The organism is Variovorax sp. Varisp36 (genome assembly GCF_047304235.1).
Taxonomy (GTDB): Bacteria; Pseudomonadota; Gammaproteobacteria; order Burkholderiales; family Burkholderiaceae_C; genus Variovorax.
Genome location: NZ_JBGLYU010000002.1, coordinates 91,068 through 117,818 on the forward strand (window position 1 = coordinate 91,068; position 26,751 = coordinate 117,818).

Sequence of the window (26,751 nt, forward strand, 5' to 3'; positions counted from 1 at the left end):
TACAGTACCCTCCAGGCCGCAACCAAAGACCCGATTTACCTCGCGGGGCCATCGCCTTAAGATGGAATCGATAACACCAAGTTACCAACATGCACAAAAAGATTCATCTGCTGGCTTCGGCCTTCGTCGCTCTCTCCACTGTCCTGGGGCTTCCGTCTGCGGTGCAGGCGCAGACCAAGCCGCTCCTGATCGGCCAGACCTACGTGCAGACGGGGCCGCTGGCGTCCCTGTCGCCCGAGCCCCTGCTCGGCATCCGTGCCATGTTCGCCGCGGTGAACGCGAACGGCGGCATCAACGGCCGGCCGGTCGAGCTGCGCCAGCTCGACGACGCCTACGACCCGGCCAAGGGCGCCGAGAACGTCAAGACCTTCGTGAAGGACGGCGCCATCGGCGTGCTGATGCCCATCGGCACTTCGTCGTCGATCGGCGCGATCAAGGCGGCCAACGAACTCAAGGTTCCCATCGTCGGGCCCTACTCGGGTTCTGGCCCGGTGGTGAAGCCCACCGAATACGGCTTCCCGGTGCGCATCAGTTTCGACGAGGAATACAGCCGCATCGTGAACCACCTCTACACGATCGGCCTCTCGCGCATCGCCTTCGCCCACAACGACAACCCGGGCGCACGGTCGGCGCTGGAAAGCACGCAGAAGTTCATTGCCGAGCGCGGCGAGAAGATGGCCGGCAGCGTGGCGATCAAGAACGACGGCTCCGACGCCGCCGAGCGCGCCGCCGAGCTGGCCAAGCTCAAGCCCAAGGCGGTGGTGCTGGCAGCCACCAACGAGGTGGCGGCGAAGTTCATCACGGCCTACCGCGCGACGGGCGGCGAGACGGCCTTCTATTCGTTCTCCTTCCTGAACGGGCAGAAGCTGTTCCAGGACATCAAGAAGGACGCTGCCGGGGTGGTCATCTCGCAGGTCGTTCCCTATCCGTGGAACAGCGCAATGCCGGTGATCGCCGAGTACCAGGCGGCCATGAAGAAGATCGGAGCGACCGAGTTCGGCTATGCCAGCCTCGAAGGCTATGTCGCGGCGAAGGTCATGGTCGAAGGCCTGAAGCGCGCCGGGGCGAACCCGACGCCGGAATCGCTGCAGAAGGGCCTGGAGTCGTTCAAGACGCTCGACATCGGCGGCATTGCGGTGTCATACCGGCCCGGCGAGCACCGCGGCCTCACCTTCTCCGAGCTGTCGATGCTGAAGGCCGACGGGCGCTACCTGCGCTGAGGGCCTTGCCTGCCGCTGGCCCCGACAGGTTCCAAGCCGAAACCTGTCGGCGCAGAATTTCGTCCGTGACGACGCCTTTCACGAACGAGCCCCACCTCCCCGCTTTCACGCGCGCCCGGCTGCTGCGTGCGAGCGTCGCACTTTGCGCTGGCGCCGCGCTCCCCTCCTTCGCCCAGCAACAAGGCAGGCCTGCGATGAAGATGAACACCCGCCCCCTCCCCTCCACCCAGGAGGCCCTGCCCGTGATCGGCTGCGGCACCTGGATCGGCTTCGACCAGCGCCCCGGCAGCGAGGAATACGCGCGCCTGCCCGGCGTGCTCGACGCCCTGTTCGCGGCCGGCGGCAAGGTGATCGACAGCTCGCCGATGTACGGCCGCTCCGAGGAGACCACCGGCGAGCTGCTGGCCGCCTCGAAGCAGCAGGGCAAGGCTTTTCTCGCCACCAAGGTCTGGACCTCGGGCCGCGAGGCCGGCATCGCGCAGATGGAGCAGTCCTTCGCGCGGCTGCGCACGCAGCGCATGGACCTGATGCAGGTGCACAACCTCGTCGACTGGCGCACGCATCTCGCCACGCTGCGCGGCTGGAAGGAACGGGGCCGCGTGCGCTACATCGGCATCACGCACTACACGGCCTCGGCCTACGGCGAGGTCGAGGCGGTGCTCAAGGCCGAGAAGCTCGACTTCCTGCAGATCAACTACTCGCTCGACGCGCGCGAGGCCGAGCAGCGCCTGCTGCCGCTGGCCGCCGAGCGCGGCGTGGCGGTGATCGTCAACATGCCCTTCGGCGGCGGCGGACTGCTGCGCCGGCTGCGCGACCGGCCCCTGCCCGCCTGGGCCGGCGAGATCGGCTGCACGAGCTGGGCGCAGGTGCTGCTGAAGTTCGTGCTGAGCCATCCGGCCGTGACCTGCGCCATACCGGGCACCAGCCGCCGCGAGCACATGGCCGACAACGCGGCAGCCGGCACGGGCAGTTTTCCCGACGCGGCCTTCTGGCAGCGCGAGGCCGCCTCTATTCGAACTTGACGTTGTGCTCGCGCACCGTGGCGCCGAAGGCGTCGTATTGCGTGCGGAAGAACTCGGTGAACTTCGCGGGACTCATGCCGTAGCCCTCGAAGCCCTGCTGGACCAGTTGGGCGTGCACCTCGGGGCGCTTCAGCGTGTTCTGCAGCTCCTGCGAGAGCCTGTCGGTGATCGCCTGCGGCAGCCCGGGCGGCCCGAAGAAACCGGCCCACGGCGTGATGGTGAGCTTGCCCAGCCCCAGCTCGCCGCCCGTGGGCACGTCGGGCAGGAGGCCGCTTCGCTGCGGCAGCAGCGTCACCAGCGCGCGGATGCGCCCTTCCTTCACGAAGCCCGGCGCCAGCGTGCCGGTGGTGAACATCATCTGGATCTGCCCGCCCAGCAGGTCGGTCATGGCCTGCATGTCGCCCTTGTAGCGCGCGTTGACCACCTTGCGGTCGCCCAGCAGCTGCAGCATCGCGAGCTCCGAGGCGCTGTTGCTCGACGCCGAGTTGAGCGCGCCGGGCTTCGAGGCCACCAGCGCGAGCAGCTCGTTCACGCTCTTCACCGGCAGGCTGGTGGGCACCACCAGGAACATCGAGAACTGCCCGGCCGAGCTGATCGGCGTGAAGGCCTTGAAGGGGTCGTAGGGCGGCGTCGGCCGCAGCGTGGGCGCGGCCACCATCGCGGTGTTGGTGCCCATCAGCAGCGTGTAGCCGTCGGGCCTGGCCGCCGAGGTGGCCTGCGCGGCAAGCACGCCGTCGGCGCCGGGCCTGTTCTCCACGATCACCTGCTGGCCGAGTTGCTTGGCCAGCCCCTCCGCGATGATGCGCGTGAGCACGTCGGCCCCGCCGCCGGCCGCGAAGCCGACGATCAGCTTCAGCGGCTTGTTGGGAAAGGCATCGGCGCTCCATGCGGCCGTGCCGGGCAAGGCAGTCGCGGCGAAGGCCGCCAGGGTCAGGGTTCTGCGTCGCATGAGAGGCTCCTTCAGAAGAGATGGCGCACACCGAATTCCCAGCCGGTCGAGCGCTGCCCGGCTCCGGGCGCCACGCCGCCGCTGACCACGTAGCGCGCCTGCCCGCTGTTCATGAGCCGCGCGTAGGTGCCGTAGAGCGCGGTGCGCCTGGAGAGGTTGTGCACGTAGCCGATGCCGAACTGCCGCGCGTCGTCGCGGTTGCGCGGCATGCCGTTGGCGTTGCGCAGGCTCTCGTCGCTGCGGTCGTCGAGGTAGGCGTAGCTGATGCGGATGCGCCCCACCTCGAAGGCCGGGATGTGCGCGCCGATCTCGGCCGTGTTCTTGCGCACCGTGCCGGCCGCCAGCTTCACCGTCACCTTGTTGTAGAGCGCGAAGAACTTGGCGAAGCCCGCGTCCCACGAGCCGCCGATGTTGGCGTGCGTGTAGTTGCCGATGGTGGCGGTGGCATCGAAATGGGAGCGCGTGACTGCCGCTGCGATATCGAACGCGCCCGATGCGAAGCCGAAGCGCGCGCCGGCGAAGTTGCCGTCGTGGCGGTTCGCCAGGGTGGAATCGTTCTCGCCGGTGCCCACCATCGCCATGCCGTAGAAGCCGCCGAGGTTCGGCGGAAGCCAGTAGCTCACGGTGTTGCTGCCGGTGATGGTGGTAGGCAGCGGCCCGGTGCCCACGGCCGCGAAGGTCAGGTTGCCCGCGCGCGCCACGCCGTTGGCGTTGAAGGGGTCGAAGTAGATGCTGTTGTAGTGCGTGGGAATGAAATCGTGGCCCAGCCGCAGCTCGCCCAGCGTGTCCGACGAAAGGCTCACGAAGGACATGCGGTCGAAGGTGATCGGCCCCGCCGTGCCCGCGCCGCTCGCCTGGTTGTTGCTGTTGCTCGGGCGGCCGGTGCCGGTGTCGGGGTTCAGGCTGCCTTCGAGCCAGAAGCCCGCGCGCAGGCCGCCGCCCAGGTCCTCGGTGCCGCGAAAGCCGAGCCGGCTGGTGGAGAGCCCGCCGTTCGACAGCGCCTTCACCGAGCCGCCGCCGGTGCCGTTCGTGTACTGGATGCCGAGGTCCATCACGCCGAACACGGTGACGCTCGACTGCGCGTGCGCCACGCCGGTGCCGGCCAGTCCCAGCGCCGACCACATCAAGATTCTCTTCATGGTTTCCTTGTCTCCTGCTTCTTCTCTTCGGTTGAAAAACTCGGAACACGCGCAGGGCTGCGCCACCGGGTGCGCTCGGGTGTGCGCACCGGTTGGCGAAGGCCGGGGGGTGAAAAAGGTCTAGCTCGAGGGCTCGGGCCGCTCGGTGCGCACGAGCACGGCGCCCTTCGAGAGCGGCCCCACGTTGCGCCGGTACTGCTGCAGCCAGCCGGTGTCATGCACCGGCGGCGACGCCTGCCAGCCGTCGCGGCGCGCCTGCAGCTCGGCGTCCGTCAGGTCGATGTCGAGGCGGCGCGCGTCGAGGTCGATGGTGATGGTGTCGCCGTCGCGCACCAGCCCCAGTGGTCCGCCGAGCGCGGCTTCGGGCGACACCTCGGCCACCACCAGCCCCTTGCAGACCAGGCCCGAGAGATGGCCGTCGGTCAGCAGCGCCACCTGGTCGCCCAGCCCCGCGCCGTCGACGGCGAAGACCACGCGCGACGCGCCGCCGCCCATGGCCGGGCCGCCGCAGGCACCGGCGCCGCGCATCACGACAACCTGGCCGGGCACGATCTCGCCCTTCTTCAGCGCGGCGATGGCGGCGTCCGAAGTCCAGAAGCACACGGCCGGGCCGGTGAAGCGCCGCACCTTGCGCTCGGCGATGCCGGTCTTGATGAGGCCCGACTCGGGTGCGAGGTTGCCGCGCAGCAGCACAATGGCCGGCAGCGGTGCCACCGGGCGGCCGATGGGGCGGATCACTTCGGCGTTCGCCACCTTGGCATCGCGCAGGTTGTCGGCGACCGTGCCGCCGGTGACGGTGCGTGCGCCGGTGTCCAGCAGCGGCTCGAGCTGCTTCATCAGCGCGCGGCAGCCGCCCGCCGCCTCGAAGGCTTCGATCGAATGCGCGCCGATGGGCCGCACACCGGCCAGCACCGGCGTCTCGGGGCCCAGGCGCTCGAACATGCCGTACACGTCGACGCCGCTCTCGCCCTCCGTAGCCACCGCCTGCAGGTGCTTGGCGGTGTTGAGCGAGCCGCCGATGGACAGCACCGCGCGCACCGCGTTGGCGAAGGCGCCGGGCGTGAGAATGTCGCGCGGCTTCAGGTCGTCCCACACCATCTGCACGATGCGCGTGCCGGCCGCGCGCACGTCGGCCATCATCTTCGGGCTCAGCGCAGCCACCGGCGCGCTGCCGGGCAGCGCCATGCCGAGCGCCTCGCAGACGATGTGCATCGAGTTCGCCGTGCCCAGGCCCGAGCACACGCCGGGGCCGCGAATCGCCTCGCGGCTCATGCCCACGAGTTCTTCCACCGGCAGGTTGCCGGTGACCGCATGCATCGCGCCGATGAACACCTCCTCGATGTCCATGTGGTGACCCTTGTACTCGCCGCTGGGCTGGTAGCCGCAGGGCACGAGCAGCGTCGGTATGTTCAGCCGCGCGGCCGCCATGAGCTGGCCCGGCACGGTCTTGTCGCAGGAGGTGAGGCACACCATGCCGTCGAGCTGCGCACCTTCGACGGCCACCTCGATGTCGTTGGTGACGAGGTCGCGCGCCGCCAGCATGTAGGCGCCGCGCGCGCCGGCACCAGTGATGAAGTCACTGGGCGCGGCCGTGCGGATCTCGAAGGGCACTCCGCCCGCGGCGCGGATGGCGTCCTTGATCTCGGCCGCCACGCGGTCGAGATGGCTGAAGCAGGCGGCCAGCTCGGAGGAGCTGTTGACGATGGCGATCTTGGGCTTCTCGCAGTCCTCCTCCGGAATGCCGAGCGCGCGCCAGTGGGCGTTGCGCACGGACCAGAGATAGGAGCCGCGCGGGAAGTTGCTGCGTAGCGGTCGGGTCATGCGGCACCTTCCTGTTTCTTCTTCGTGATCTCGACCACGCCGCGGTCGGCGTCCACTCGCACCCAGTCGCCGGTCTCTATGCATTCGAGCGGATCGCGCTCGAAGTCGGTCATCGAAGGCGCGTGCGTGACCACGGCGCCCAGTGCCATCTTGGTCGTCATCTCGTTGAACAGGAACGCGGCCGGCGCCGAGTTCATGAGCCGCGTCATGTGGAACATGGCCGACCAGCCCGAGGAGCCCTTGGCCCCCGGGAACACCAGCACCTTGCCGGCAAAGCTCTGGCCGCGCAGTTCGTGCCGGGTCTCGATGACGGTGCCGGTGCGCGGATCGATGCCGCCCCAGCCCGAGATGCGGTCGCGCGTGACCAGCGCCTCGCCTTCGGCCACGCCTCCCACCACCTTGCGGCCGCGGATGACGATGGTTGCTTCGCTCATGACTTCGGCGCTCATGCGTAGGCTCCGTTCCAGCGGCCCGTGCAGGCTGCATCGATGCATTCGGCCGTGCTGCCGAACCAGGCCTGCACGCCGAGGATGGCGGGCAGGTAGTGGGCCTGCTTGGCCGAGTCGAGCGCCACGGTCTTCGTGCCCTTGGGCACGGCGCGGCTCATGGCGGAGCAGCTATCGCCCATGATGATGCCGCCCGCATCCTCGATGATCTTCGTGTAGCCGTTGCGGTCGGCCAGCGACTTGATGGCGCGCGGCGTAAAGATCCACAGCTCGCAGTCTGGGTGCACCTTGCGGCCCTCGATGAGCTGCGCGGCTTCCCAGATCTGCTCGATGGTGTAGTGCGGGCAGCCGAGCATCACGTACTGCACCTCGGCGTCTTTGGCGGTGATGTTGATCTTCTCGTAGGTGGCGCGGCGCTCGGCCTCGCCGTAGCGCAGCACCTGCGCCGGGGGGCGGCCGCCCAGTGCCTGCTCGAGCGTGAGCGCCTCGGGCGTGACGCCCGCGATGTGATACATCTCCACGCCGCCCGAAGAGGACGCCGCCGCGCCGAAGTGCTTGAGCCTCGGCAGGTTCGGCACCCGCGAGATGCCGCGCCGGCTGTGCACCACCGGCACGCGCTCCTGCACGTGTTCGCCGATGTAGTAGCCGAGCAGGCCCCAGTCCTGCACCGACTCGACCTCGATGTCGAGCTCGACCACGTGCGTCGCACGGCGGTTCTCGTCGAGGTGGTAGCCCCAGTAGGGAATGCGGCCGGTGAGCATGGCGGCGCCGGTGCTCTCGCGTCCTTCGGTGTTGGTGCGCGCGCCCAGCACCGAATTGCAATAGACCACCGCCGAAGATTCCATCCACGCGCAGTGCTCGCCGCGCGTCGGGATGTTGCCCACCTGGTAGGGCGTGCAGGTGTTCATGATCTGCGCGCCGAGGCCGGCTGCGTGGCGCTCGCTCTTCTCGTAGAAGCGCACGATCTCCTCGCTCACGCCCATGCGCTCGGGCTGGCCGGGGTCGAAGCCCAGCTGCAGGTGGCTGGTGAAGACCTTGAACTTCGGGATCTCGACCGTCTCCTGGCTGTCGAGGCTGAATTCGGAGAACACCGCATCCATGCCGCCGCCCTTGGCGAGCGCAAAGTCGCGCTGGAAGGGCGTGGTCGAAGTGATGGTGGCGCAGACGTTGCGCGTCTCGACCAATCGCTCTGCCCCGAGGGCTTCGCCGTAGCGCACCAGCAGGTCCATCGCCTTCTGCACCGCCGGGCCGTCGCGCCCGTCGTACATGGCCTTTTCTTCATCGCTCAGGTGCATGACCTGTGTCTCCGTTCTTCTGTGTCGTGGGGAATGAACCCCGGCCGGGACTGCTAGCCCGGCGAGGGTGTAGGTACGTGGCCGCCGATGTCGCGCGCGATGCTCAGCGCGATGTCGTGCAGGCGCGGCGCGAGTTCGTTGCGCAGCCGCTCCTCGGTGAAGACGAAGGCGGCGCCGCCGCCGTTGAGCGCCATCACCTCGCCGTCGGGTCCGATGAGCGGCACCGACACCGAGTTGATCTCGCGGTGGAACTCGCCGAGCGAGAGGCAGTAGCCCAGCCGCTTCGACTCGCCGATGGCGCGGTTCATGCCGGGCGCGATGCTGTCCCACTCGGGGCCGCGCAGCAGGCGCATCGAATCGATGAGCTGATTGCGCTGGGCCTCGGGCAACGCCGAAAGGTACGAGCGGCCGAGCGCCGAGTTGGCCAGCGGCGCACGTGAGCCCACGTCCAGCCGCGCCGAAAGCATCGACGAGCGGGGGCGGCAGGCTTCGATCAGCACCATCTCCATGCCGTCGCGCACGGCCAGGTAGACCGAGGCGCCGACTTCTTCCGCCATCGCCTGCATGCTGGGCCGCGCGGCGGCGCGCACGTCGAGGCTGCCGAGGAACACGCGCGACAGCGACACCACGCCCGGCCCGAGCATGAAGCGGTCCGCCGCCTGCGCGGGCTTGAGCATGCCCAGCGAGAGCAGCGTGGCGACCAGCCGGTTGACGGTGGGGCGCGGAATGCCGGTGATGCGTGCAATGTCGGCATGGCCCAGCACCGGGCGTTCTTCGCTGAAGCAGCGCAGCACGGAGATGCCGCGCTCCAGCGCGCTCACCGTGTCGGAACGCTCGCCGCGCACATCGGCCGGCTCGGCCGCGGAAAAGGAGCTGTCGTTTTTTTCAGTGGACATGGAGGAATCCTTCGCAAGACTCTCCAATGTAGAGGCTCGCGAACGCAGGGTTGCCGGGTTCATGGCCTTGCGCGTGCGTCAGGCACCTGCCTCGGCCGTGGCCAGCGAAGCGCTGTCGCCCTGCCCGGCGCCGGCACCGGCGCGCAGGTACACGCCCTGCTCCAGCAGCGCGGACTGCAGCGCGCCCACGTCGACGAAGCGCGGAGCGATGTCGCCGCGCGAAGCCAGCGCCGCCGCCACGCCCGCCGCCTGGCCTGTGATCCAGCACTGCGGGATCTCGCGCATGAAGCCGTGCGAGTTACGGTCGCAAGAGATGTGGCGCCCGCAGGCCAGCAGGCCGTCGAGCTGCCTGGGCACCAGCGCACCGTAGGGAATGGAGATGTTCGGGAACTTGGGCGAGACGGCGGGCGACACGCCGATCTCGTCGGCCAGCGGCACGCCGTCGGGCCACTGGCTGCGCAGCACCGAGCCCACGCCGACAAGGCGCCGCGCATGGCGCACGCCGATCTGCGGCGCGCTCAGCATCAGGTAGGCGTTCTCGAAGCCCGGCGCATGGGCGCGGAAGTAGTCCAGGTGCGCGGCCATGGCGCGGTGCGAGCGCACCTCCACGGCAGTGAGGTCGTCCACGTCGAGCGCCGAGTAGCCCGACTGCCGCGGCCCCATGAAGAGCGCCACGTCGTTGCGCCACGACACGAAGGGCCGCTCGAACAGGCCGCACTGCTCGCGCCCGCCCGCCATGAAGGCGGTGAAGGCCTCGGGCTTGCCCGCCTTGAACCCGATCCAGCGGTTCATGTCCACGCCGCCGAAGAGCCACGAGGTGTTCATGCAGTGATGCACGTCGGCCTCCTCGATGTCGTTCACGTACTCGGCGCCGGCGCGGGCGAACAGGTCGCCGTCGCCGGTGGCGTCGACCACCACGTCGGCCATGATGGCCATGCGGCCTTCCTTGCTCTCGAACACCACGCCCTTCACCGCGCCGTCCTGCACGATGGGAATGGCCGCCCACGAGTGGTAGATGAGCTTGACCTTGCGCTCCAGCACGATCTCCTGCGAGAGCAGTTTCAGCCGCTCGGGGTCGATGGTGGGCGACCAGGTGACGACGCCGTGGTAGGCGGCGGTGCGCTGCGACCAGTGCGCGGCCTTGGCGGCGTCCTGCGAGCCCCAGTCCTCGCGTGCCGGGCCGGCGATGGCCTCGGCCGGCAGGCGGTCGAACAGCTCTTCGGCGAAGCCGCGGATCACCAGCTTGCCTTCCCAGTCGGTCATGCGGTCGATCCAGATGACCAGGCCGCCGGTCGAGAGGCCTCCCAGGTGGTTGTAGCGCTCCAGCAGCGCCACGTCGGCGCCCGCACGGGCCGCGGCGGCAGCGGCGGCGGTGCCCGAGGGGCCGCCGCCCACCACCAGCACGCCGCAACGGTGATAGACCGGGATGCTCTTGCCGGGCTCGGCCCAGCTGCCGTGGTCAGGCCGCTTGACGCGGCTGTCGCGGTCGAAGATGTCGGAGGACAGGATGCGCTCGTCGGTACGGACGACAGTTTTCATGAATGCGTTCTCGGCTTGGCTTGTTTCTTCGTATTTTGATTTCACTTTCCATTTTGTCAAACAAAATGCGCGTTTATTTGGGGTATTCCCTAGTTAATATGGATTTTTATGGATTTCAAGATCAATATTGAAGAAGCATCCCAACGGAGACATCGATGAAGAAACCCCACGGCACCCGCCGTGCCTTCGGCTCGGCCCTCGGCGCCGCAGCCCTTCTGGGCCTCGCGCCACTGGCACTCGCGCAAGACTTCCCGGTGCGCGGCAAGCCCATCCGCATCGTCGTGGGCTTCACGCCCGGCGGCGGCACCGACGCGCAGGCGCGCATCGTTGCGCAGAAGCTCGGCGAGGTGCTCGACACCAGCGTGATCGTGGACAACAAGCCCGGCGCCAGCACCATGCTGGCGGCCAACGAGGTGTCGCGCGCCCAGCCCGACGGCTACACGCTGCTGTACGCGCCCTCGTCCACCATGGCGCAGAACCCGCACACCTTCGCGCAGGTGCCCTACGACCCATTCAAGGACTTCACCGCCATCTCGATGGGCGGGCGCGGGCCGCTGGTGCTGTCGCTGAGCACCAGCGTGCCGGTGAACAACGTGAAGGAACTGGTGGCCTACGTGAAGGCGCATCCGGGCAAGGTGAGCTACGCCTCCTTCGGCGCGGGCACCTCTTCGCACATCTATGGCGAGGCCTTCGTGAAGAAGACCGGCATCGACGCGGTGCACATCCCGTACAAGGGCGGCTCCGACGCGGCGAAGGACCTGATCGGCGGGCGCGTGCAGTACATGTTCGACTCGGCCTCCTCGGCCATCATCACCGCCTCCACCGGCAAGGTGAAGATCCTCGCGGTGGCGGCCAATGCGCGCATCGCCGCGCTGCCCGACGTGCCCACCTTCGCCGAGCAGGGCTACGCCGGGCTCGACCTGCCGAGCTGGCTGGGCTTCTACGGCCCGGCGCGCATGCCGGCGCCGGTGGTCGAGAAGCTCAACACCGCGCTGGCGAAGGTGCTGGCGATGCCGCAGGTGCGCGAGTTCTACCGCAGCGGCGGCTACGAGGCCGGCTCGACCACGCCGGCGGAATTCGCCAGCATCACGCGCTCGACCTACGACAGCTGGGGCGCGATGGTGCAGCAGGTGGGGTTCGTCAAGCAATGAGCGGCGGGCCTGTTTCTTCTCTTCGCCGCCGCCGCGTTGCCGCCTGGCTCGCGCTCGGCGCGGCCATGCCTACACTGCTTGCGCATGCCGCCGCGCCCTTTCCCGACAAGGGCCGCACCATCCGCATCGTGCTGGGCCTGGCGGCCGGCGGCGCCTCGGACGCGCAGGCCCGCTTCGTCGCCAACAAGCTCGGCGAGGTGCTGCAGACGCCGGTGATTGTGGAGAACCGTCCGGGCGCGAGCTTCATCCTCGCGACGGAGGAAGTCATCCGCGCCGCGCCCGACGGCTACACCTTCATGTACGCGCCCTCCTCCGTGGTGGCGCAGAACCCGCAGACGCTGGCGCAGGTGCGTTACGACCCGTTCAAGGACCTGACGCCGATATCGCTCGGCGCGCGCGGCCCGCTGGTGCTGACCGTGCACGCGAGCGTGCCGGCGCGCACGGTGCAGGAGCTGGTGGCGTACATCAAGGCCAACCCGGGGAAGATGAGCTATGCCTCCTTCGGCACCGGCACCTCCTCGCACATCTACGGCGAAGCCTTCGCGCGGCAGGCCGGGCTGGACGTGGTGCACGTGCCGTACAAGGGTGGCGCCGATGCCGCAAAAGACTTTCTCGCGGGCCGCGTGCAGTACTACTTCGACGCGGCGCCCAACGCCATCCAGAACACCGCCACCGGCAAGGTGCGCATGCTGGCCGTGGCCGCACCGAAGCGCAGCCCGATGCTGCCCGACGTGCCCACCATGGGCGAACAGGGCGTGAGCGGTGTCGACATGCCGAGCTGGCTGGGCTTCTACGGGCCGGCGCGCATGCCGGCGCCGGTGGTCGAGAAGCTCAACGCCGCGCTGGCGCAGGTTCTGGCGATGCCGGCCACGCGCGACTTCTTCCGCCAGGGCGCCTACGAGGCCGAGTCGTCGAGCCCGCGGCAACTGGCCGACCTGACGCGCGCGACCTACGACCAGTGGGGCGACATCATCCGCAAGCTGGGGCTGGTGAAGCAGTCCCAGTAAGTCAGGCTCAGCGGAAGAACTCCACGAGCCGCGCGTTGACCTCATCGGCGCGCTCGTACTGCGCCCAGTGCCCGGCGCCGTCGATCACCACGCCTTCGCGCGCCGGCCCTTCGGCGGCGAGCTGCGCCACCAGCGGGCGCGGATCGGCCGTGACGTCGAACTCGCCCCACAGCAGCAGCGTCGGCACGCTCATGGTGCCGATCGCCTGCTGCAGCCCGCCCGACTGCGACACCTCCTTGCTGCGAAAGCGCGTGCCATGGCAGGAGATGTCGTGGATCTCGAAGGCCAGCGCATCGATGGCTGGCTCGTCGTGCAGCATCAGCGCGCCCAGGTTGCGCAGCAGTGCGGCACGCTCTTCGTCGCGGTTGGGCGCGGCGCGCCAGTTGATCATCTTCGCCGTCATGCGCCGCAGCGTGCCGTGGCCGCCGCTGCCGATCAGCGCGAAGCGGCGCACCGCCCCGCGCCCGGCCCCGAAGCGCGCGGCCGTCAGACCGCCGAAGGAGAAGCCGCCGAGGTCGATGACGGTACCCGCGCCGATGAGCTGGTCGAGCGTGCCACCGAGCGCGGCCAGCAGGGGCTGCAGCGGGTCTTCGCCCGGCGCCACGCGCGGCAGCGCATCGGATTCGTTGAAACCCGGCATGTCGGGCAGCCACAGCGTGCGGCCGGCCGAGAGCGCCTCGGCATTGCGCAGCCAATGCATCCAGCTGCCGTGGCCGCCGTGCAGCAGCACCAGCGGGGGCTTCGTCACGTCGGTGCCGAAGCGGCGCCAGCGCACGCGCACGCCCTCGTGCACCGGGTCGTGGTGGGTGGAGAGTGCGTCGATGCGCGCGATGAGGTCGCGTGCCCCGGCCTGCGGTGTCGTCATGGCAGCATCCGCTGGAGTTCGGCCTCGCCATCGAGGAACTGGTGCTTGAGCGCACCCAGCACGTGCAGCCCGAAGAGCACGTACAGCACATAGCCCGCCCAGGCGTGCACGCCGCCCAGCACGGTGTGCCAGGTTTCCTTCACGGCAGGCTCGATGGCCATGATCCAGCCGATGCGCGGCCATTCGAACAGGCCGAAGAGCTGCATCGGGTGGGTGGCCGCGTCCTTCCAGGCCGAGTCGTGCATCCAGCCCGACAGCGGCAGCAAAACCATCACAAGGTACAGCGCGCCATGGGCCGCATGCGCCGCGAACCGTGCGAGCGCACCGTACGAGCCCGGCATGGGTGGCGGTTTATGCGTGGCGCGCCAGAGGAGCCGCAGGATCACGAGGCCCAGCACGGTGATGCCGATCGACTTGTGGGTGTCGACGGCCGGGCGCACCCAGTCGTCGGGGTAATGGTCGACCAGCAGGATCAGGACGATGTTGGCGATCATGAGCACCGCGACCAGCCAGTGCAGCACGATGGCGGTTCGGGTGTAGCGGGTTTGTGCGAGCATGCGGGGAATTTTCGGGCGTGAGGCGACTCAGTCGAAGGCGCGTGCGATTGTCCCGGCTTTGCCCGGGATTTTCGAAACCGCAGGCCGAGTTTTTGCGTATCGACGAACGACCGACTGTCGCCCCGGGGCACCTTCACTTGAACGATTCTCTCCAACGCGCCTTCGCGGCCGCATCGCCGCGCCTGTCGCCCCCCAATACTCCGCTGCGAAGCTGGCTCATCCACGGCGGCGTGCTCGTGCTGTGGGCGCTGCTCTTCGCCATGGCCTTCAAGTTCGGCAACGTCGCCGCATGGTCGGTAGGCGTGGCCTATGTGCTGTACGACACGGTACTGCTGCTGTTCGTGGCGTGGATGACGCTGCCGATCCTGCGGCCGCGCCCCCTGCCCGCTGTCACAAGCGCGACCCGGCGCGACACGCTGGGCGTGATCGTCGCCTCGCACAACGAGGCCGCCGTGCTGCCTGTGACGCTGGCCGCCCTGCTCGGCCAGACCGACCTGCCCGACCGCATCGTGATCGCCGACGATGGTTCGACCGACGGCACGGCCGAGCTGCTGACCACGCGCTACGGGCTCGTCGCGCCGGCCCCGGGCGAGTTGAGCGCGCCCAGCACGACACATCCTTCTCTTTTCTGGTTGCGCCTGCCGCATGGCGGCAAGGCGGCCGCGCTGAACGCGGCCATCCTGCGTATCGACACCGACACCGTGCTCACGGTCGATGGCGACACGCTGCTCGACAGCCAGGCCATCGGCGCCGTGCGCCGGGCGTTCTCCGAAGAGCCCAACCTCGTGGCCGCCACCGGCGTCATCATCCCGGTGTGCAGCCGCACGCTGGCCGGGCGCTGCTTCCAGTGGTTCCAGACCTACGAGTACATCCGCAACTTCCTCTCGCGCTACGCGTGGATGCGCGTCAACGGGCTGCTGCTGATCTCGGGCGCCTTCGCCGGCTTTCGCACCGGCGCTGTGCGCGCCGTGGGCGGCTTCGACACGGACTGCCTGGTGGAAGACTACGAGCTCATCCACCGCCTGCACCGCCACGCCCAGGCCCACGGCCTGCCGTGGACGGTGCGCGTGCTGGGCGACGCGCAGGCCCACACCGATGCGCCCAGCAGCACGGGCGCCTTCCTGCGCCAGCGCCGCCGCTGGTTCGGCGGCTTCCTGCAGACGCAGTTCTGGTACCGCGCCATGGTTGGCGACCGGCGCTATGGCTGGCTCGGCGTTGCGATGCTGCCGGTGAAGGCCATCGACACGCTGCAGCCGCTCTACGGCCTTGCGGCCTTCGGGCTGCTGCTGGTGTACCTGGTGCGCGGCAACTTCGGCGTGCTCGCGCCGGTGGCCGGCGTGATCGGCGCGAAGATCGTGCTCGACCTCGTCTTCCACCTGTGGTCGGTGTTCCTGTACCGGCGCTGGATAGGCCACGGCAGCGAAGCCAACATGGTGCAGGCCTTCCTGGCCGCGCTGGTCGAGCCCTTCACCTTCCAGATACTGCGCCACACGGGCGCGGCCTGGGGCTGGTGGATGTTCCTGACCGGGCGCGGCACCTGGGGCCGGCAGACGCGCGTCGGGCTGGTGGATGCCGAGGGCGTGCGGCGGGGCTGAAGCCTCAATCGAAGTTCAGGATCACCTTCATGGACTGCGACCGGTCGGCCGCCAACGCGAAGGCCCGCGCCGAATCGCGGTAGGACAAGGTCGCGGAGATCAGCGGCTTCACGTCGACCAGGCCCTTGTTGAGCAGTTCGACCGCCACCGCGAACTCTTCGTGGAAACGGAACGCCCCGCGCAGGTCGAACTCCTTGGCTACGATGGTGTTGATCGGCAGTGTCATGTCGCCGCCGAGGCCCAGTTGCACGATGACGCCGCGCGGCCGCAGCGCGTCGAAGGCGCCGACCAGCGCGCGGGCATTGCCGCTCGCTTCGAACAGCACATCGAAACTGCCCTTGTCCGCTGTGAAGCGCGCCAGACCGTCCGGAGTCTCGGCCACGTTGACGACTTCGTCCGCGCCGACCTTGAGCGCCTTGCCCAGCGTGTGCGCGCCGACGTCGGTCGCGACGATGTGACCCGCCCCCGCACGTCGCGCCGCGATGATCGCCAACGCACCGATCGGCCCGCAGCCCGTGACCAGCACGCGCTTGCCGAGCAACGGCCCGGCGCGACGCACCGCGTGCAGCGCCACCGCGAAAGGCTCAGCCATCGAACCCTCGGCATCGCTGAGCGAATCTGCCAGCCGGTGCGCCTGGTGCGTGTCGACCACGATCTGCTGGCGAAAGGCACCCTGCACATGCGGCGTGCGCATCGCACTGCCGTAGTAGCGCATGTCCAGGCAGTGGTTCTGCAGGCCCTGCTGGCAGTACGTGCAGAGGCCGCACGGACGGCTCGGGCTGATCGCGATGCGCTCGCCCGGCTTGAAGTCCGTGACCCCGGTGCCGACCGCCTCGATCACGCCCGCCACCTCGTGACCGAGCACCATCGGCTCCTTGATGCGGATGGTGCCGAAGCCGCCGTGCTGGTAGTAGTGCAGGTCCGACCCGCAGATGCCGCCGCAGCGCACGCGCACCTGCAGTTGGCCGGCACCCAACTCGGCGGTTTCGAACTCCTCGACGCGCAGATCGCCCGGGGCATGAATGACGAGAGCTTCCATGGTGATGGCCCTTTATTTCTTGAGATCTACGCTGTCGAGCAGCGACTTGAAGTAGACGGACTGGCTGTTCATGAAGACCTGGAACTGCTCGCCCTCCATGTAAGCCGGCTGCAGGTTGGCCCTGACGAGCGCATCCCGGAATGCGGGGTCTTCGGCCGTCTTGCGCGTGGCATCGCGCAGGTACTTGACCACGTCGGGCGGCGTGTTCAGCGGCACACCCAATCCGCGCCACGTACCGACGACAAGATCCACGCCCTTCTCCTTGAAGGTCACGACCTTATCGTAGGGCGCGGGCAGCCGCTGGTCGGACATCGCGACCAGTACGCGCACCTTGCCCGCTGCGACGTGCGAGCCGATCTCGGCCGGGCTCACCATGATTGCATCCACGTGCCCTCCGACCAGCGCACCCACGCTCGGTGCCGCACCCTGGAACGGAACATGGTTGAAGCGCACCCGCGTCTTCTGCTCGACGGCAGCCGCCGCCAAGTGCCAGATGGTGCCGGTGCCCGCATTGCCCATCGACACCGCGCCGTCCTGCTTGCGCGCGGCGGCCAGCAGGTCGTCGATGGTCTTGTACGGCGACTCGGCACGCACGGCGATCACGCCCGGGTCACCGTTGAGCCGCGCGATCGGAATGAAGTCGGCGGTCGTCACCTTCGTCATGTTGAGGTGGGGAATGATCGCCAGCTCCGAAATGAGCACGCCGATCTTGTAGCCGTCGGCCGGCGCGCGCTGCGCCTCGGTCATGCCGATGCCGCCGCCCGCGCCGGGCTTGTTGACGACGATCAGGGGCTGCGGCACGCTTTTCTTCACCGCATCGGCGAAGAGCCGGGCCATCACGTCGGTGCCGCCGCCGGCCGAGGAAGGCACGATCACTTCGATCGGCCGCGTGGGGTAGTCCGCTGCATGCACGACAGGCAAGGTCAGCAGCATGCCCGCGAAAGTCGCGGCGGCTGCGCAGGCAAGACGAAAGTGCTTCATGGATGTCTCCTTCTTTGGGTGATCGTCAGAGCACGGACACCATGCCGCCATCGACATAGATGATCTGCCCGCTCACGTAGTTGGATGCGTCGGACGCAAGGAAGATGGCGGTGCCGATCAGCTCCTCGGGCTTGCCCCAGCGCCCGGCCGGGGTGCGCCCCTTGACCCAGGCGTCGAAGCTCGGGTTGTCGATCAACGCCTGGTTCATGTCGGTCAGCATGTAGCCCGGTCCGATGGCGTTGGCCTGGATGTTGTGGGCCGCCCACTCGGCGGTCATGGCACGGGTCAGCATCTTGATGCCGCCCTTGGCGACCGTGTAGGGCGCCACCGTGGCACGCGCCAGTTCGCTGGTGAGCGAGCCGATGTTGATCACCTTGCCCCGGCCGCGCGGGATCATCCGCCTGGCCGCCTCGCGCCCGACGACGAAGGCGCTGGTGAGGTTGGTCTCGATCACGCGGCGCCAGTCTTCGGTGGCCAGCTCGACCATCGGCTTGCGGTACTGCACGCCGGCGTTGTTGACCAGGATGTCGACGGCAATGCCGGCCGCATCGAGCTTGGCGAAGGCCGCGACGACCGCAGCTTCATCGCATACGTCGAACGCATGGGCGTCGACGGTGTAGCCCTTGTCGCGCAAGGCGGCGGCGGAGGCGTCGAGCCGGGCGGCGTCGACGCCGTTGAGCATCAGGCGCGCGCCCGCGGCGGCAAGTCCTTCTGCAATGGCGAAGCCGAGCCCGCGTGAGGAACCGGTCACGAGTGCGGTCTTGCCCGCGAGGCTGAAGAGTTGGGTGGACATGATGGATTTCCTCAGGGGGTTTGCAGGGTGCCGTCGACCAGGCGCGTCTGCGTCCAGGTGGTCACGGCGTTCTCGCAGGGGTACTTGCGGGCCTCTTCCTCGTCGATGTCCACGCCGAGGCCCGGCTTGTCGTTGGCGTAGACGTAGCCCGCCTTGAATTCGGGCAGCCCGGGGAACACGTCCAGCAGCGCGCCGGGCGGGCCCTTCAGGTCCTGGATCACGAAGTTGGGCGGCTGCACGCCCGACCATTCCTGCACACCGAAATTGCGCGCGGCCAGGTCGATGTGGATGTTGGCCGCGTGCGCGACCGGCGACATGTCGCCGGGCCCGTGCCAGGCCGTCTTGACGCCGAACTGCTCGGCAAAGAGCTGCAGCTTGCGCCCGGGTGTGATGCCGCCGATCTGGCTCAGGTGGACGCGGATGAAGTCGATGAGCCGCTCGGTGATGAGCGTCTTCCACTCATAAGGGTTGTTGAAGAGCTCGCCCTGCGCCAACGGAATCCGCGTCTTCTCGCGCAACTGGCGCAGCCACTTGCCCTCTTCCAGCGGGATCACGTCTTCCAGGAAGAACAGCTCGAAGCGTTCCATCTCGCAGGCAAACCTGATCGCCTCGATCGGGCTCAGGCGCTCATGCACGTCATGGCACAGGGCCACGTCGAATCCCACCTTGCTACGGATGCCCTCGAAGAGCTTGAGCGTGTCGCGCATGTAGCTTCGGCTGTCGAGGTAGACGCCGTCGGGTGCGCCGCGCGGCGCGCTGGCGGGCGCGGCGCCGAAGCCGCCACCGCCGTAGCCGCCGCTCTGGCAGCGGACGTGGGTGATGCCCTGCGCCATGTAGCCCTGGATGTTGTCGCACAGCTCGGCCAGGTCGCGGCCGTCGGCATGCCGGTAGATCGGCACGCCTTCGCGCACCTTGCCGCCAAACAGCTGGTAGACCGGCATGCCTGCCATCTTTCCCTTGATGTCCCACAGCGCCATGTCGACGCCCGAGATCGCGTTGTTTTCGGCCGGGCCGTTGCGCCAATAGGCGTTCTGGTGCATGAGCTGCCAGAGCTCTTCGATCGCGCTCACGTCGCGCCCGACCAGCAGCGGCTTGAGGTACTGCTCGACCAGGCATTGAACGACGAGGTGGCGGTAGGCGAAGGTCGCGCACCCGAGGCCGTACAGGCCGGGCTGGTTGGTCTCGACCTTTACGACCACGAGGTTGATGCCCTCGGGCGCCGTGAGGATGACCTTCACGTCGGAGATGAGTGTTGCCATGTTTCGCGTTCGTCAGTGCTGGGTGGAAAAGCCCGGGGCCGCGTGCGGCGCCTCGGCGGGCAGAGGGATGTCGTTCGAGATGCGCCGGCCCGACTCGGCCGAGAACAGCACGGCCTGCGTCAGGTCGAGCGAGACACGCACCTTGTCGCCAGCCTGCAGCGTGCTATAGCCCGCCTGCGTGACCATGATCTCGTCACCCACGCCGTCGTCACGGTCGTGCGCGGTGCGGGCCGTGTCGAGGCGAACGGTCACGATCGATTCGGCCCCCACGTGCTCGACCAGCGCCACGGTGCCGGCCATGCCGGGTTGCGCCGGATCGGTGCCGATGGCGAGCGCGTTGGGCCGCACGCCCACCAGTACTTCCGCGCCGCTGCTGGCGCCGCGTACGCCCAGGTGCGCCGGCAGCGGCATCCGCAGCTCGCCGATGGCCAGCCGGCCGCCGTCGATGCGCGCGTGCACCAGGTTCATGGCCGGCGTGCCGATGAAGCGCGCCACGAAGGTGTTGGCGGGGTTGGTGTAGATCTCGCGCGGAGTGCCGATCTGCTGCGCCTCGCCGGCATGCATCAGCACGATGCGCGTGCCCATGGTCATGGCTTCGATCTGGTCGTGCGTGACGTAGACGAAGGTGCCGCCCAGGTCGCGGTGCAGCTTGATGATCTCGGCGCGCATCGACGAGCGCAGCTTGGCGTCGAGGTTCGACAGCGGCTCGTCCATCAGGAACACCTCGGGTTGGCGCACCATGGCGCGGCCCAGCGCCACGCGCTGGCGCTGCCCGCCCGAGAGCGTGCGCGGGTGGCGGTCCATCATTTCGGTGAGCGACAGGATCTTCGCGGTGCGATCGACCAGTTCCCGGACTTCGGGCGAGCTTTCGATTCGGCGCTTGGCGAAATGCCCCAGAACCGGTATGTGAAACCACCACCGGAACTTGCGCATGATCAGCGGGAAGGTGATGTTGCGCCGCACCGTCATGTGGGGATAGAGCGCATACGACTGGAACACGAAGGCCATGTCGCGCGCGCTGGGCGGCAGCGTGTCGACGCGCCGCTGGCCGAGGTGGATCTCGCCGCCGCTGACGGTTTCAAGACCTGCCAGCATGCGCAGCAGGGTCGACTTGCCGCAACCCGAGGGGCCCAGCAGCACCAGGAATTCGCCGGCGGGCACATCAACGTGGATGTTGCCCAGCACCGTCTTTGCACCGAAGGTCTTGGTGACGTTTTTCAGGGAGATGGATGACACGATGCGATCCTTGCGTTCCGTCAGCCCTTGACGCTGCCGGCGGTCATGCCGGCAACGACATAGCGCTGCACGAGGAGATAGAAGAAGACGGCGGGCAGCGTGTACATCAGCCCGATGGCCATCACCGAATGCAGCGGCGTGCTGAGTTCGCCGACAAAGCCGGCCAGTCCCACCGACGCGGTGTGCAGCTCGGGCGCGCTGACCAGCGTCTGCGCGAACACGTACTCGTTCCAGCCGTGGAAAAAGGCGATCACCGCGGTGGCCGCGAGCGTCGGCATAATGAGCGGAATCACGACGATGAACACCGTGCCCAGCCGCGAGCAGCCGTCGATGCTGGCAGCCTCCTCGATGTCGATCGGCACGCCGTCGATGGCGCCTTTCAATATCCAGGTGATCACCGGCACCGTGAAGGCGGTGTTCACCAGGATCAGGCCGGTGAGCGTGTTCAGCAGCGAGAGCTGCCCGAAGATCGCGTACAGCGGCACCACCAGCATCGCCTCGGGCAGCATCTGCGTGACGAAGAGTGCGAGCCCCACGATGGCAATGCCGGCGAACCTGAAGCGCGACAGCGCATACGCCGGCAGCACCGCGAGCGCCAGGCTCAGCACCGTGGTGCCGACCGCCACGATGGCGCTGTTGAGCAGCCAGGTGCCGACCTCGGTGCTGGCGAACACATCGCGGAACACGTGCCATTGCGCCAGGCCGGGCAGAAGGTGCGGCGAGGTCGAGAAAAGATCGGCCGACGACGTGGTCGAGGTGACCAGCATCCAGTAGATCGGAAAGGCCGTGACGCCCAGCATGCCGAGGATCACGATCATCAGCAGCGCCTGGCGCCAAGCGAGGGTTGTCGTTGTTGTTCTCATCAGTGCCCCGCCGCGCGCTCAGCGCGCACCGTCAGACGGAAATAGATCACCGTGATCGCCAGCGCGAGCGACAGGCCGACCATGCCCACCGCCGCGGCCTCGCCCAGCTCGCGGTAGGTGAAGGCCCGCCGGTACAGCTCGATGACGAGCGTGTTGGTGGAGCCGATGGGGCCGCCCTGCGTCATGAGCCAGATCAGGTCGAAGCGGCGCAGCGACCAGATCGTGATGAACAGCGTCAGCAACATCACGGTAGGTCGGATGGCGGGCCACACGACCGCGCCGAACACGCTCAGGCGGTCGGCGCCGTCGATGATCGCTGCCTCGCGCAGGTCGCTCGACACGCCCTGCAGCGCCGACAGGATTACCACCGAGGTGAAGGGAAAGATCTGCCACACGGTGGTGAGCAGCACCGCGGGCAATGCCCGCGCGGGGTTGTCGAGCCAGCCTTCCATGCCCGACGACAGGCCGAGGAACTGGAAGACGTGCTGCAGCACGCCGTACTGGCCGTTGAACATCCAGATGAAGATCAACGCGACCGCGACTGGCGGCGCCGCCCACGGAATGGTGATGAGCGAACGCGCGATGCCGCGCCCGCGAAACGGCATGTTGAGCAGCAGCGCCGTCCCCAGGCCGATGCCGATTGCGAACACCACGCAGGCCACCGTGTAGACCCCGGTAATCACCAGCACCTGGGCGAACTCGGGCTGGCCGAACAGGTCCGTGTAGTTGCGCAGCCCCACCCAGCCGTGCTGGCCCGGCGACAGCAGCGAAGTCTGCGTGAAGCTCAGGTACAGCTCCTGCACCAGCGGATAGGCCTGAAAGACCAGCAGGTACAGCATGACGGGCGCGCAGAACAGATAAGGCGCCCACCCCACCCCGCCCGAGGCGGCTTGCTTGTTGGCAGTCATCGGCAGTGCTTTCGCGCCGGCTTACTTGCGCAGCACGCGGGCACTGACCAAGCGCTGGGCGTCGTCCATGGCCTTCTGCGGATCGGCGCCACCCTGAAGCACGCGCAGCACCTGCTCCAGGATCACCTGCTGGATCTCGGGCGTGCGTGCCTCGAAGCCCCGCACAAGCTGGGGCACGCTGTGCGGCGACTGGTCGTCATACACCTTGAGCCATGGCTTGGCCTTGAGCTCCTCGGGCGTACGCTCGACCACCGTGGCGACGCCGGCCGCGCCGAGGATGGCCTGCAGCTCCTTCTGGTTGTCCGGCTGCATCATCCACTTGACGAAGGTGATGGCGGCGGCCTTGTGCTTCGTGTTGGCGTTGATGGCCAGCGGCGCGAGGATCAGGCCCTGCGCGCGGGTCGGGAACGGCGACGGCGCGGCGGCAAGCGGCAGGTCGGGCGCCTGCTGGTTGAAGATGCCGGCCACTCCACCGTTGTCGATCTCCATCGCCAGCTTCTTCTCCCAGAACATGCGGCGGTAGGTGGCGGCATCGGCCCCCTTCGGCGTGGCGCCCAGGTCGTACATCTTCTTGTAGGCGACCACACCCTCCACCACCTTGGCGCTGTTGATGGTGAGGTTGCCCTTGTCGTCGCTCCAGCGCCCGCCGAAGCCGTAGACGAAGTTGCACAGGTCCTGCCAGAAACCGTTGCTCTCGGCCATGGTGGCGCGGTAGGCGAAGCCGAATACGTTCTCACCGGTGGCCGCCTTGGCGGCGCTCAGGAACTCGTCGAACGTGGCCGGCGGCTTGCCGCCCTTGAGCAGTTGCGGGTTATAGATCAGCTGGTAGTTGCTGATCTCGAATGGCACGCCGTAGCGCTTGCCGCCGATCACGAGGTACTTGTTGGGGTCGGTCAGACGGTAGTCGGCCGGCTTGATGTCGCCGTCGATGGCCACGATGCGCTGCGCCTGCGCGGCGGCGTAGTAGTCGATCAGATCGAAGCGGATGAGATCGGGCCCGGCGCCGCCGCCCATCTGTGTGAACACGGTCTTGGCGAGCGTGGAAAAAGGCAGCGCGAGTGGCTGCACTTCAATGGCGGTCTGGCTCTTGTTGAACTTGTCGACCCACTGCTTGAGCTTGTCGCCACGCCCCGATTCCGCAAAGGTCGCCCCGGCAAAGCTCAGTGTTTCCTTGGCCTGAGCGCAGGCAGCGCCGGGCAATGCCCACGCGAACACGGCTGCGGCTCCGAGCGCGACGGCGCTGACGGGTAGGCGAGGAAGGCTCGAGAGTTTCTTCATGCAGGTCTCCAGGAGGCAGCTCAGTGGCCGCGAGTTCTTCGGTGAAAGGTGCGCAAGAATATCGTGATATTTCACGATATTTATTCGTAATTACCCTTCCCTCACACGGAGGAAGAGAATGCACCGTCCTCATTGGAGATTGGACGTTCGGTCCTGTGATTTCCCTTGCATATCAGATATGCTCCGACCTCGAAACAAGGAATTTCCATGGCAACCCGTTCCCCTGCCAGGCCCAAGCTGGTTTCCGTCGACACCGCAGCGCCGGGCACCTTGCACAAGAGCCCCGCCAACCAGTCGGATCAGGCCTACGAGCGCATCGAAGAACTGCTGATCTGCTGCAAGCTGGCGCCCGGCCGCTTCCTGGCCACGCACGAGTTGCAAGCCATGGTCGGCTACGGCCGCACGCCGGTGCACCAGGCGCTCAATCGCCTGGCGGCCGACACGCTGGTGCAGATCACGCCGCGGCACGGCATCCGCATCGCCCCCATCGACCTCACGCGCGACCGCCTGCTGCTGAGGCTGCGCCGGGACATGGAGCGCTTTGTCATCCGGCTCGCCACCGAGCGCTCAGGCGCATCGGAGCGCAACCGCATGCAGCACATCAAGCGGCAGCTCGTCGAGCACGGCGCGAACATGACGATCGAGCAGTTCAACGTGGCCGACCGCCTGATCGACCAGCTCTTCCTGGCAGCCGCGCAGGAGCCTTTCGTGGAGGGCACGCTGCGGCCATTGCACACGATCTTTCGCCGCATCGGCTGGATCTATCACATGCATGCGCCGGAGAAGGTCGACCTGCAGGGCACCATCGATGGGCACATTGCGGTGATCGAGGCCGTGGCGAGCGGGAACGTCGACGGCGCCATTGCCGCGTCGGATGGACTGATGGATTTCGTCGACAGCATGTTCGAAGTGCTCGAGCGCGACGTGGCGCCGAACACGCTCGACTGCAGCCTCAATGGCGACGACAGCTATCTGGCGCTGGGCGCCTCCAGCCCGGCCGGCTGAGCCCCGATCAGGCGCCGAAACGAAAGCTCGACACCACCAGGCCGCCCATGAAGGCATCCTCGTGGTACACGCGCTCGCCGGTCTCGCCCTCTGCCGCACCGACGGCCACCATGAGTGGAATCAGGTGCTCTTCGCGCGGATGCGCCATGCGTGCCGCCGGGGCTGAAGCCCAGTCGATCAGTCGGGCGCTGCGCCCGGCCGGCGCGCCCTGCACCACCGCGTCGTCGAGCCAGTCGTCGAAAGCCTTCGACACACCGTGCGCCTGCGGCCCGAAGTTGCGCAGGTTGTGATAGCTCAGGCCGCTGCCGACGATCAGCACGTTCTCGTCGCGCAGCGGCGCGAGCGCGCGGCCCAGCGCCAGGTGCTCGGCAGGGTCGAGCCCGCGGCGCAACGACAGCTGCACCACCGGCACGTCGGCCTTCGGGTACATCGCGGCCATCGGCGAGAACATGCCGTGGTCGTAGCCGCGCTCGGGGTCGATCTGCACCGGCAGGCCCGCCGCGGCAATCAGCGATTGCACGCGCTGCGCGAGTTCGGGCGAACCGGGCGAGCCGTAGTGCACTTCGTAGGTGTGCGCCGGAAAGCCGCCGTAGTCGTAGATCATCGGCGGCTTCGGGTTGCCTTGCACCGTGAAGACGGGCGCCTCCCAGTGCGCCGACACCATCAGGATGGCGCTGGGCGTGCGGCCTATCTGGCGCGGCATGTCGGCCAGCGAGGCGGCGAGCTGGTCGTAGGTCGGGCCCATTTCCTTTTTCATCCAGGGCCAGGGGCCGCCGCCGTGCGAGATGAAGTAGGTGGGCAGGCGCGATGAAGCGCTGGCGTTGTCGTGGGTCAAGTCGATGCTCCTTGAAGGCGTTGCATCGACTGTAGACATTTCCTGCAAGGAAATCGACGGGCTACCATGCATCGAATCAGTTCTCCACAGGAAAGATTGCCATGGACCGGATGACCAGCCTGCGTGTGTTCCGCGAAGTCGTCGAGGCCGGCAGTTTCGTGGCCGCGGCCGAGCGGCTGGGCCTTTCGCCGCCGATGGCCAGCAAGCACGTGGCACAGCTCGAGAAGTCGCTCGGGGCGCGGCTGCTGCATCGCTCCAGCCGTCACCTGAGCCTGACCGAGGCCGGCACCGCCTGGTACGAGCAGAGCCGCCGCGCCCTCGACCTGCTCGATGCGGCCGAAGCCGCCATCGGCCAGGCCCACGACGCGCCGCGCGGCCAGCTCAAGGTGAGCGCGCCCGTGTGGTGCGCCACGCCGCGCTTCGCACGGGTGCTGGCCGACTATCGCGAGAAATACCCCGAGGTGCTGGTCGACATGCATCTGGAGAACCGCAAGGTCGATCTCGCCGCCGACGGCTACGACCTCGCCTTGCGCGCCACGCAGGAGCCCTCGCCCGCGCTGATCGCCCGGCCGCTGTGCCGCGTGCCTTTCTACCTCGCGGGCACGCCGGCCTGCCTGGAGCGCATGGGCGGCGCTCCCGCGCTGCCGGCCGACCTGGCGAAGCTCGGTGCCATCGTGCCGAGCTACGTGAATCTGGAGAACCTCGCGCTCAAGGGGCCGGGCGGACGGATGTTTGCGCTGCGGCTGGCGCCGGCCCTGCGCTCCGACGACACCACGCTCACGCTGCACGCGGTGCGCGCGGACATGGGCATCGCCTTCTTGCCGCTGTGGCTGATCGACGAGGACATCGCACAGGGCCGGCTGGTACGGCTGCTGCCGGAGTTCGAGGCCGCGCCCGTCACGCTGTTCGCGGTGTACACGAGCCGGCAGTACATGTCGCCCAAACTGCGTACTTTCATTGACTTCCTGGGTGAGCGGCTCGGCAGGGATGCGCCGCTGAGCGCACCTTTGCGGGGCAAGGTCATGCATGCGCGGCTAAAGTCCTGAGCTCTC

The 26,751-nt window shown here is 68.0% G+C and carries 25 protein-coding genes; 7 read left to right on the forward strand and 18 right to left on the reverse strand.

Annotated features, from left to right (window positions below; all coding sequences use genetic code 11):
• The first annotated feature begins 89 nt into the window (after positions 1–89).
• Positions 90–1,220 (forward strand): ABC transporter substrate-binding protein, encoded by a 1,131-nt coding sequence (locus ACCD11_RS02175; RefSeq protein ID WP_007834667.1) that lies wholly within the window; start codon positions 90–92, stop codon positions 1,218–1,220.
• Between the two features lie 194 nt (positions 1,221–1,414).
• On the forward strand, positions 1,415–2,242 hold the full coding sequence (locus ACCD11_RS02180; protein WP_413312104.1) for an aldo/keto reductase: 828 nt from the start codon (positions 1,415–1,417) through the stop codon (positions 2,240–2,242).
• Here the strand turns inward: ACCD11_RS02180 and ACCD11_RS02185 are convergent.
• From ACCD11_RS02185 to ACCD11_RS02215, 7 genes are all read right to left on the reverse strand, one after another.
• Positions 2,229–3,191: a Bug family tripartite tricarboxylate transporter substrate binding protein gene (locus ACCD11_RS02185; RefSeq protein ID WP_413312106.1), complete on the reverse strand. Its 963-nt coding sequence runs from the start codon at positions 3,189–3,191 to the stop codon at positions 2,229–2,231. The two genes, ACCD11_RS02180 and ACCD11_RS02185, sit on opposite strands and share 14 nt — an antisense overlap.
• 11 nt (positions 3,192–3,202) lie before the next feature.
• Positions 3,203–4,330: a porin gene (locus ACCD11_RS02190; protein WP_413312108.1), complete on the reverse strand. Its 1,128-nt coding sequence runs from the start codon at positions 4,328–4,330 to the stop codon at positions 3,203–3,205.
• 120 nt (positions 4,331–4,450) lie between these two features.
• Positions 4,451–6,151, reverse strand: coding sequence for a dihydroxy-acid dehydratase (locus ACCD11_RS02195; protein ID WP_413312109.1), 1,701 nt, complete (start codon positions 6,149–6,151; stop codon positions 4,451–4,453).
• The gene (locus tag ACCD11_RS02200; RefSeq protein WP_413312111.1) at positions 6,148–6,600 is read right to left on the reverse strand and encodes an aconitase X swivel domain-containing protein; all 453 of its coding nucleotides are present in this window, start codon (positions 6,598–6,600) and stop codon (positions 6,148–6,150) included. Before ACCD11_RS02200 ends, ACCD11_RS02195 begins: the two co-directional genes overlap by 4 nt.
• Positions 6,597–7,892 carry an aconitase X gene (locus ACCD11_RS02205; protein ID WP_413312113.1) on the reverse strand — a complete coding sequence of 432 codons (1,296 nt, stop codon included), beginning with the start codon at positions 7,890–7,892 and terminating at the stop codon, positions 6,597–6,599. Before ACCD11_RS02205 ends, ACCD11_RS02200 begins: the two co-directional genes overlap by 4 nt.
• A gap of 53 nt (positions 7,893–7,945) precedes the next feature.
• On the reverse strand, positions 7,946–8,788 hold the full coding sequence (locus ACCD11_RS02210) for an IclR family transcriptional regulator (RefSeq protein WP_413312114.1): 843 nt from the start codon (positions 8,786–8,788) through the stop codon (positions 7,946–7,948).
• A gap of 78 nt (positions 8,789–8,866) precedes the next feature.
• Entirely contained in the window at positions 8,867–10,327 is a 1,461-nt protein-coding gene (locus ACCD11_RS02215; protein WP_413312116.1) for an FAD-dependent oxidoreductase, read from the reverse strand.
• Between the two features lie 155 nt (positions 10,328–10,482).
• On the opposite strand from ACCD11_RS02215, the gene ACCD11_RS02220 reads away from it, so the two are divergent.
• Both ACCD11_RS02220 and ACCD11_RS02225 read left to right on the forward strand, forming a co-directional pair.
• The gene (locus ACCD11_RS02220) at positions 10,483–11,478 is read left to right on the forward strand and encodes a Bug family tripartite tricarboxylate transporter substrate binding protein (RefSeq protein ID WP_413312118.1); all 996 of its coding nucleotides are present in this window, start codon (positions 10,483–10,485) and stop codon (positions 11,476–11,478) included.
• The gene (locus tag ACCD11_RS02225; RefSeq protein WP_413312119.1) at positions 11,475–12,485 is read left to right on the forward strand and encodes a Bug family tripartite tricarboxylate transporter substrate binding protein; all 1,011 of its coding nucleotides are present in this window, start codon (positions 11,475–11,477) and stop codon (positions 12,483–12,485) included. Before ACCD11_RS02220 ends, ACCD11_RS02225 begins: the two co-directional genes overlap by 4 nt.
• A 7-nt stretch (positions 12,486–12,492) precedes the next feature.
• Here the strand turns inward: ACCD11_RS02225 and ACCD11_RS02230 are convergent, their stop codons facing one another.
• Together ACCD11_RS02230 and ACCD11_RS02235 are read right to left on the reverse strand one after the other, a co-directional pair.
• Positions 12,493–13,350 (reverse strand): alpha/beta fold hydrolase, encoded by an 858-nt coding sequence (locus ACCD11_RS02230; RefSeq protein ID WP_413312121.1) that lies wholly within the window; start codon positions 13,348–13,350, stop codon positions 12,493–12,495.
• Positions 13,347–13,907 (reverse strand): cytochrome b, encoded by a 561-nt coding sequence (locus tag ACCD11_RS02235; protein WP_413312122.1) that lies wholly within the window; start codon positions 13,905–13,907, stop codon positions 13,347–13,349. Before ACCD11_RS02235 ends, ACCD11_RS02230 begins: the two co-directional genes overlap by 4 nt.
• 137 nt (positions 13,908–14,044) lie before the next feature.
• Between ACCD11_RS02235 and ACCD11_RS02240 the strand changes: the two genes are divergently transcribed.
• Positions 14,045–15,502, forward strand: a complete 1,458-nt coding sequence (locus ACCD11_RS02240; RefSeq protein WP_413312123.1) for a glycosyltransferase family 2 protein — start codon at positions 14,045–14,047, stop codon at positions 15,500–15,502.
• Between the two features lie 4 nt (positions 15,503–15,506).
• Here the strand turns inward: ACCD11_RS02240 and ACCD11_RS02245 are convergent, their stop codons facing one another.
• Genes ACCD11_RS02245 through ACCD11_RS02280 form a run of 8 tightly spaced genes read right to left on the reverse strand, consistent with a single transcriptional unit; the run spans position 15,507 to position 23,859 of the window.
• Positions 15,507–16,541, reverse strand: a complete 1,035-nt coding sequence (locus ACCD11_RS02245; RefSeq protein ID WP_413312124.1) for an L-idonate 5-dehydrogenase — start codon at positions 16,539–16,541, stop codon at positions 15,507–15,509.
• A gap of 12 nt (positions 16,542–16,553) precedes the next feature.
• A complete protein-coding gene (locus ACCD11_RS02250; RefSeq protein WP_413312125.1) occupies positions 16,554–17,522 on the reverse strand; it encodes a tripartite tricarboxylate transporter substrate binding protein in 969 nt (322 codons plus the stop codon).
• 25 nt (positions 17,523–17,547) lie between these two features.
• The gene (locus ACCD11_RS02255; protein WP_413312126.1) at positions 17,548–18,315 is read right to left on the reverse strand and encodes an SDR family oxidoreductase; all 768 of its coding nucleotides are present in this window, start codon (positions 18,313–18,315) and stop codon (positions 17,548–17,550) included.
• Between the two features lie 11 nt (positions 18,316–18,326).
• Positions 18,327–19,574, reverse strand: coding sequence for an enolase C-terminal domain-like protein (locus ACCD11_RS02260; protein WP_413312127.1), 1,248 nt, complete (start codon positions 19,572–19,574; stop codon positions 18,327–18,329).
• A gap of 12 nt (positions 19,575–19,586) precedes the next feature.
• Positions 19,587–20,810, reverse strand: a complete 1,224-nt coding sequence (locus ACCD11_RS02265; RefSeq protein ID WP_413312128.1) for an ABC transporter ATP-binding protein — start codon at positions 20,808–20,810, stop codon at positions 19,587–19,589.
• Between the two features lie 20 nt (positions 20,811–20,830).
• Complete coding sequence (locus tag ACCD11_RS02270; protein ID WP_413312129.1) at positions 20,831–21,673, reverse strand: carbohydrate ABC transporter permease; 843 nt, start codon at positions 21,671–21,673, stop codon at positions 20,831–20,833.
• Positions 21,673–22,581: a carbohydrate ABC transporter permease gene (locus ACCD11_RS02275; RefSeq protein ID WP_413312130.1), complete on the reverse strand. Its 909-nt coding sequence runs from the start codon at positions 22,579–22,581 to the stop codon at positions 21,673–21,675. Before ACCD11_RS02275 ends, ACCD11_RS02270 begins: the two co-directional genes overlap by 1 nt.
• Positions 22,582–22,602: 21 nt before the next feature.
• Positions 22,603–23,859 (reverse strand): ABC transporter substrate-binding protein, encoded by a 1,257-nt coding sequence (locus ACCD11_RS02280; protein ID WP_413312131.1) that lies wholly within the window; start codon positions 23,857–23,859, stop codon positions 22,603–22,605.
• A 207-nt stretch (positions 23,860–24,066) separates the two neighbouring features.
• On the opposite strand from ACCD11_RS02280, the gene ACCD11_RS02285 reads away from it, so the two are divergent.
• Complete coding sequence (locus ACCD11_RS02285) at positions 24,067–24,864, forward strand: GntR family transcriptional regulator (RefSeq protein ID WP_413312132.1); 798 nt, start codon at positions 24,067–24,069, stop codon at positions 24,862–24,864.
• A 7-nt stretch (positions 24,865–24,871) separates the two neighbouring features.
• On the opposite strand, the gene ACCD11_RS02290 is transcribed toward ACCD11_RS02285, so the two are convergent.
• Positions 24,872–25,699, reverse strand: coding sequence for a DODA-type extradiol aromatic ring-opening family dioxygenase (locus ACCD11_RS02290; protein ID WP_413312133.1), 828 nt, complete (start codon positions 25,697–25,699; stop codon positions 24,872–24,874).
• A 101-nt stretch (positions 25,700–25,800) separates the two neighbouring features.
• Here ACCD11_RS02290 and ACCD11_RS02295 point away from each other — a divergent pair, with 101 nt between their 5' ends.
• Positions 25,801–26,745 carry a LysR family transcriptional regulator gene (locus tag ACCD11_RS02295; RefSeq protein WP_413312134.1) on the forward strand — a complete coding sequence of 315 codons (945 nt, stop codon included), beginning with the start codon at positions 25,801–25,803 and terminating at the stop codon, positions 26,743–26,745.
• Positions 26,746–26,751: the final 6 nt, after the last annotated feature.

Coding starts and splice junctions, on each gene's coding strand:
- ACCD11_RS02285 (WP_413312132.1), top strand. CDS start 24,067: ATGGCAACCCGTTCCCCTGCCAGGCCCAAGCTGGTTTCCGTCGACACC.
- ACCD11_RS02225 (WP_413312119.1), top strand. CDS start 11,475: ATGAGCGGCGGGCCTGTTTCTTCTCTTCGCCGCCGCCGCGTTGCCGCC.
- ACCD11_RS02215 (WP_413312116.1), bottom strand. CDS start 10,327: ATGAAAACTGTCGTCCGTACCGACGAGCGCATCCTGTCCTCCGACATC.
- ACCD11_RS02255 (WP_413312126.1), bottom strand. CDS start 18,315: ATGTCCACCCAACTCTTCAGCCTCGCGGGCAAGACCGCACTCGTGACC.
- ACCD11_RS02295 (WP_413312134.1), top strand. CDS start 25,801: ATGGACCGGATGACCAGCCTGCGTGTGTTCCGCGAAGTCGTCGAGGCC.
- ACCD11_RS02175 (WP_007834667.1), top strand. CDS start 90: ATGCACAAAAAGATTCATCTGCTGGCTTCGGCCTTCGTCGCTCTCTCC.
- ACCD11_RS02200 (WP_413312111.1), bottom strand. CDS start 6,600: ATGAGCGCCGAAGTCATGAGCGAAGCAACCATCGTCATCCGCGGCCGC.
- ACCD11_RS02180 (WP_413312104.1), top strand. CDS start 1,415: ATGAAGATGAACACCCGCCCCCTCCCCTCCACCCAGGAGGCCCTGCCC.
- ACCD11_RS02245 (WP_413312124.1), bottom strand. CDS start 16,541: ATGGAAGCTCTCGTCATTCATGCCCCGGGCGATCTGCGCGTCGAGGAG.
- ACCD11_RS02275 (WP_413312130.1), bottom strand. CDS start 22,581: ATGACTGCCAACAAGCAAGCCGCCTCGGGCGGGGTGGGGTGGGCGCCT.
- ACCD11_RS02280 (WP_413312131.1), bottom strand. CDS start 23,859: ATGAAGAAACTCTCGAGCCTTCCTCGCCTACCCGTCAGCGCCGTCGCG.
- ACCD11_RS02270 (WP_413312129.1), bottom strand. CDS start 21,673: ATGAGAACAACAACGACAACCCTCGCTTGGCGCCAGGCGCTGCTGATG.
- ACCD11_RS02205 (WP_413312113.1), bottom strand. CDS start 7,892: ATGCACCTGAGCGATGAAGAAAAGGCCATGTACGACGGGCGCGACGGC.
- ACCD11_RS02210 (WP_413312114.1), bottom strand. CDS start 8,788: ATGTCCACTGAAAAAAACGACAGCTCCTTTTCCGCGGCCGAGCCGGCC.
- ACCD11_RS02220 (WP_413312118.1), top strand. CDS start 10,483: ATGAAGAAACCCCACGGCACCCGCCGTGCCTTCGGCTCGGCCCTCGGC.
- ACCD11_RS02195 (WP_413312109.1), bottom strand. CDS start 6,151: ATGACCCGACCGCTACGCAGCAACTTCCCGCGCGGCTCCTATCTCTGG.
- ACCD11_RS02250 (WP_413312125.1), bottom strand. CDS start 17,522: ATGAAGCACTTTCGTCTTGCCTGCGCAGCCGCCGCGACTTTCGCGGGC.
- ACCD11_RS02235 (WP_413312122.1), bottom strand. CDS start 13,907: ATGCTCGCACAAACCCGCTACACCCGAACCGCCATCGTGCTGCACTGG.
- ACCD11_RS02260 (WP_413312127.1), bottom strand. CDS start 19,574: ATGGCAACACTCATCTCCGACGTGAAGGTCATCCTCACGGCGCCCGAG.
- ACCD11_RS02230 (WP_413312121.1), bottom strand. CDS start 13,350: ATGACGACACCGCAGGCCGGGGCACGCGACCTCATCGCGCGCATCGAC.
- ACCD11_RS02185 (WP_413312106.1), bottom strand. CDS start 3,191: ATGCGACGCAGAACCCTGACCCTGGCGGCCTTCGCCGCGACTGCCTTG.
- ACCD11_RS02190 (WP_413312108.1), bottom strand. CDS start 4,330: ATGAAGAGAATCTTGATGTGGTCGGCGCTGGGACTGGCCGGCACCGGC.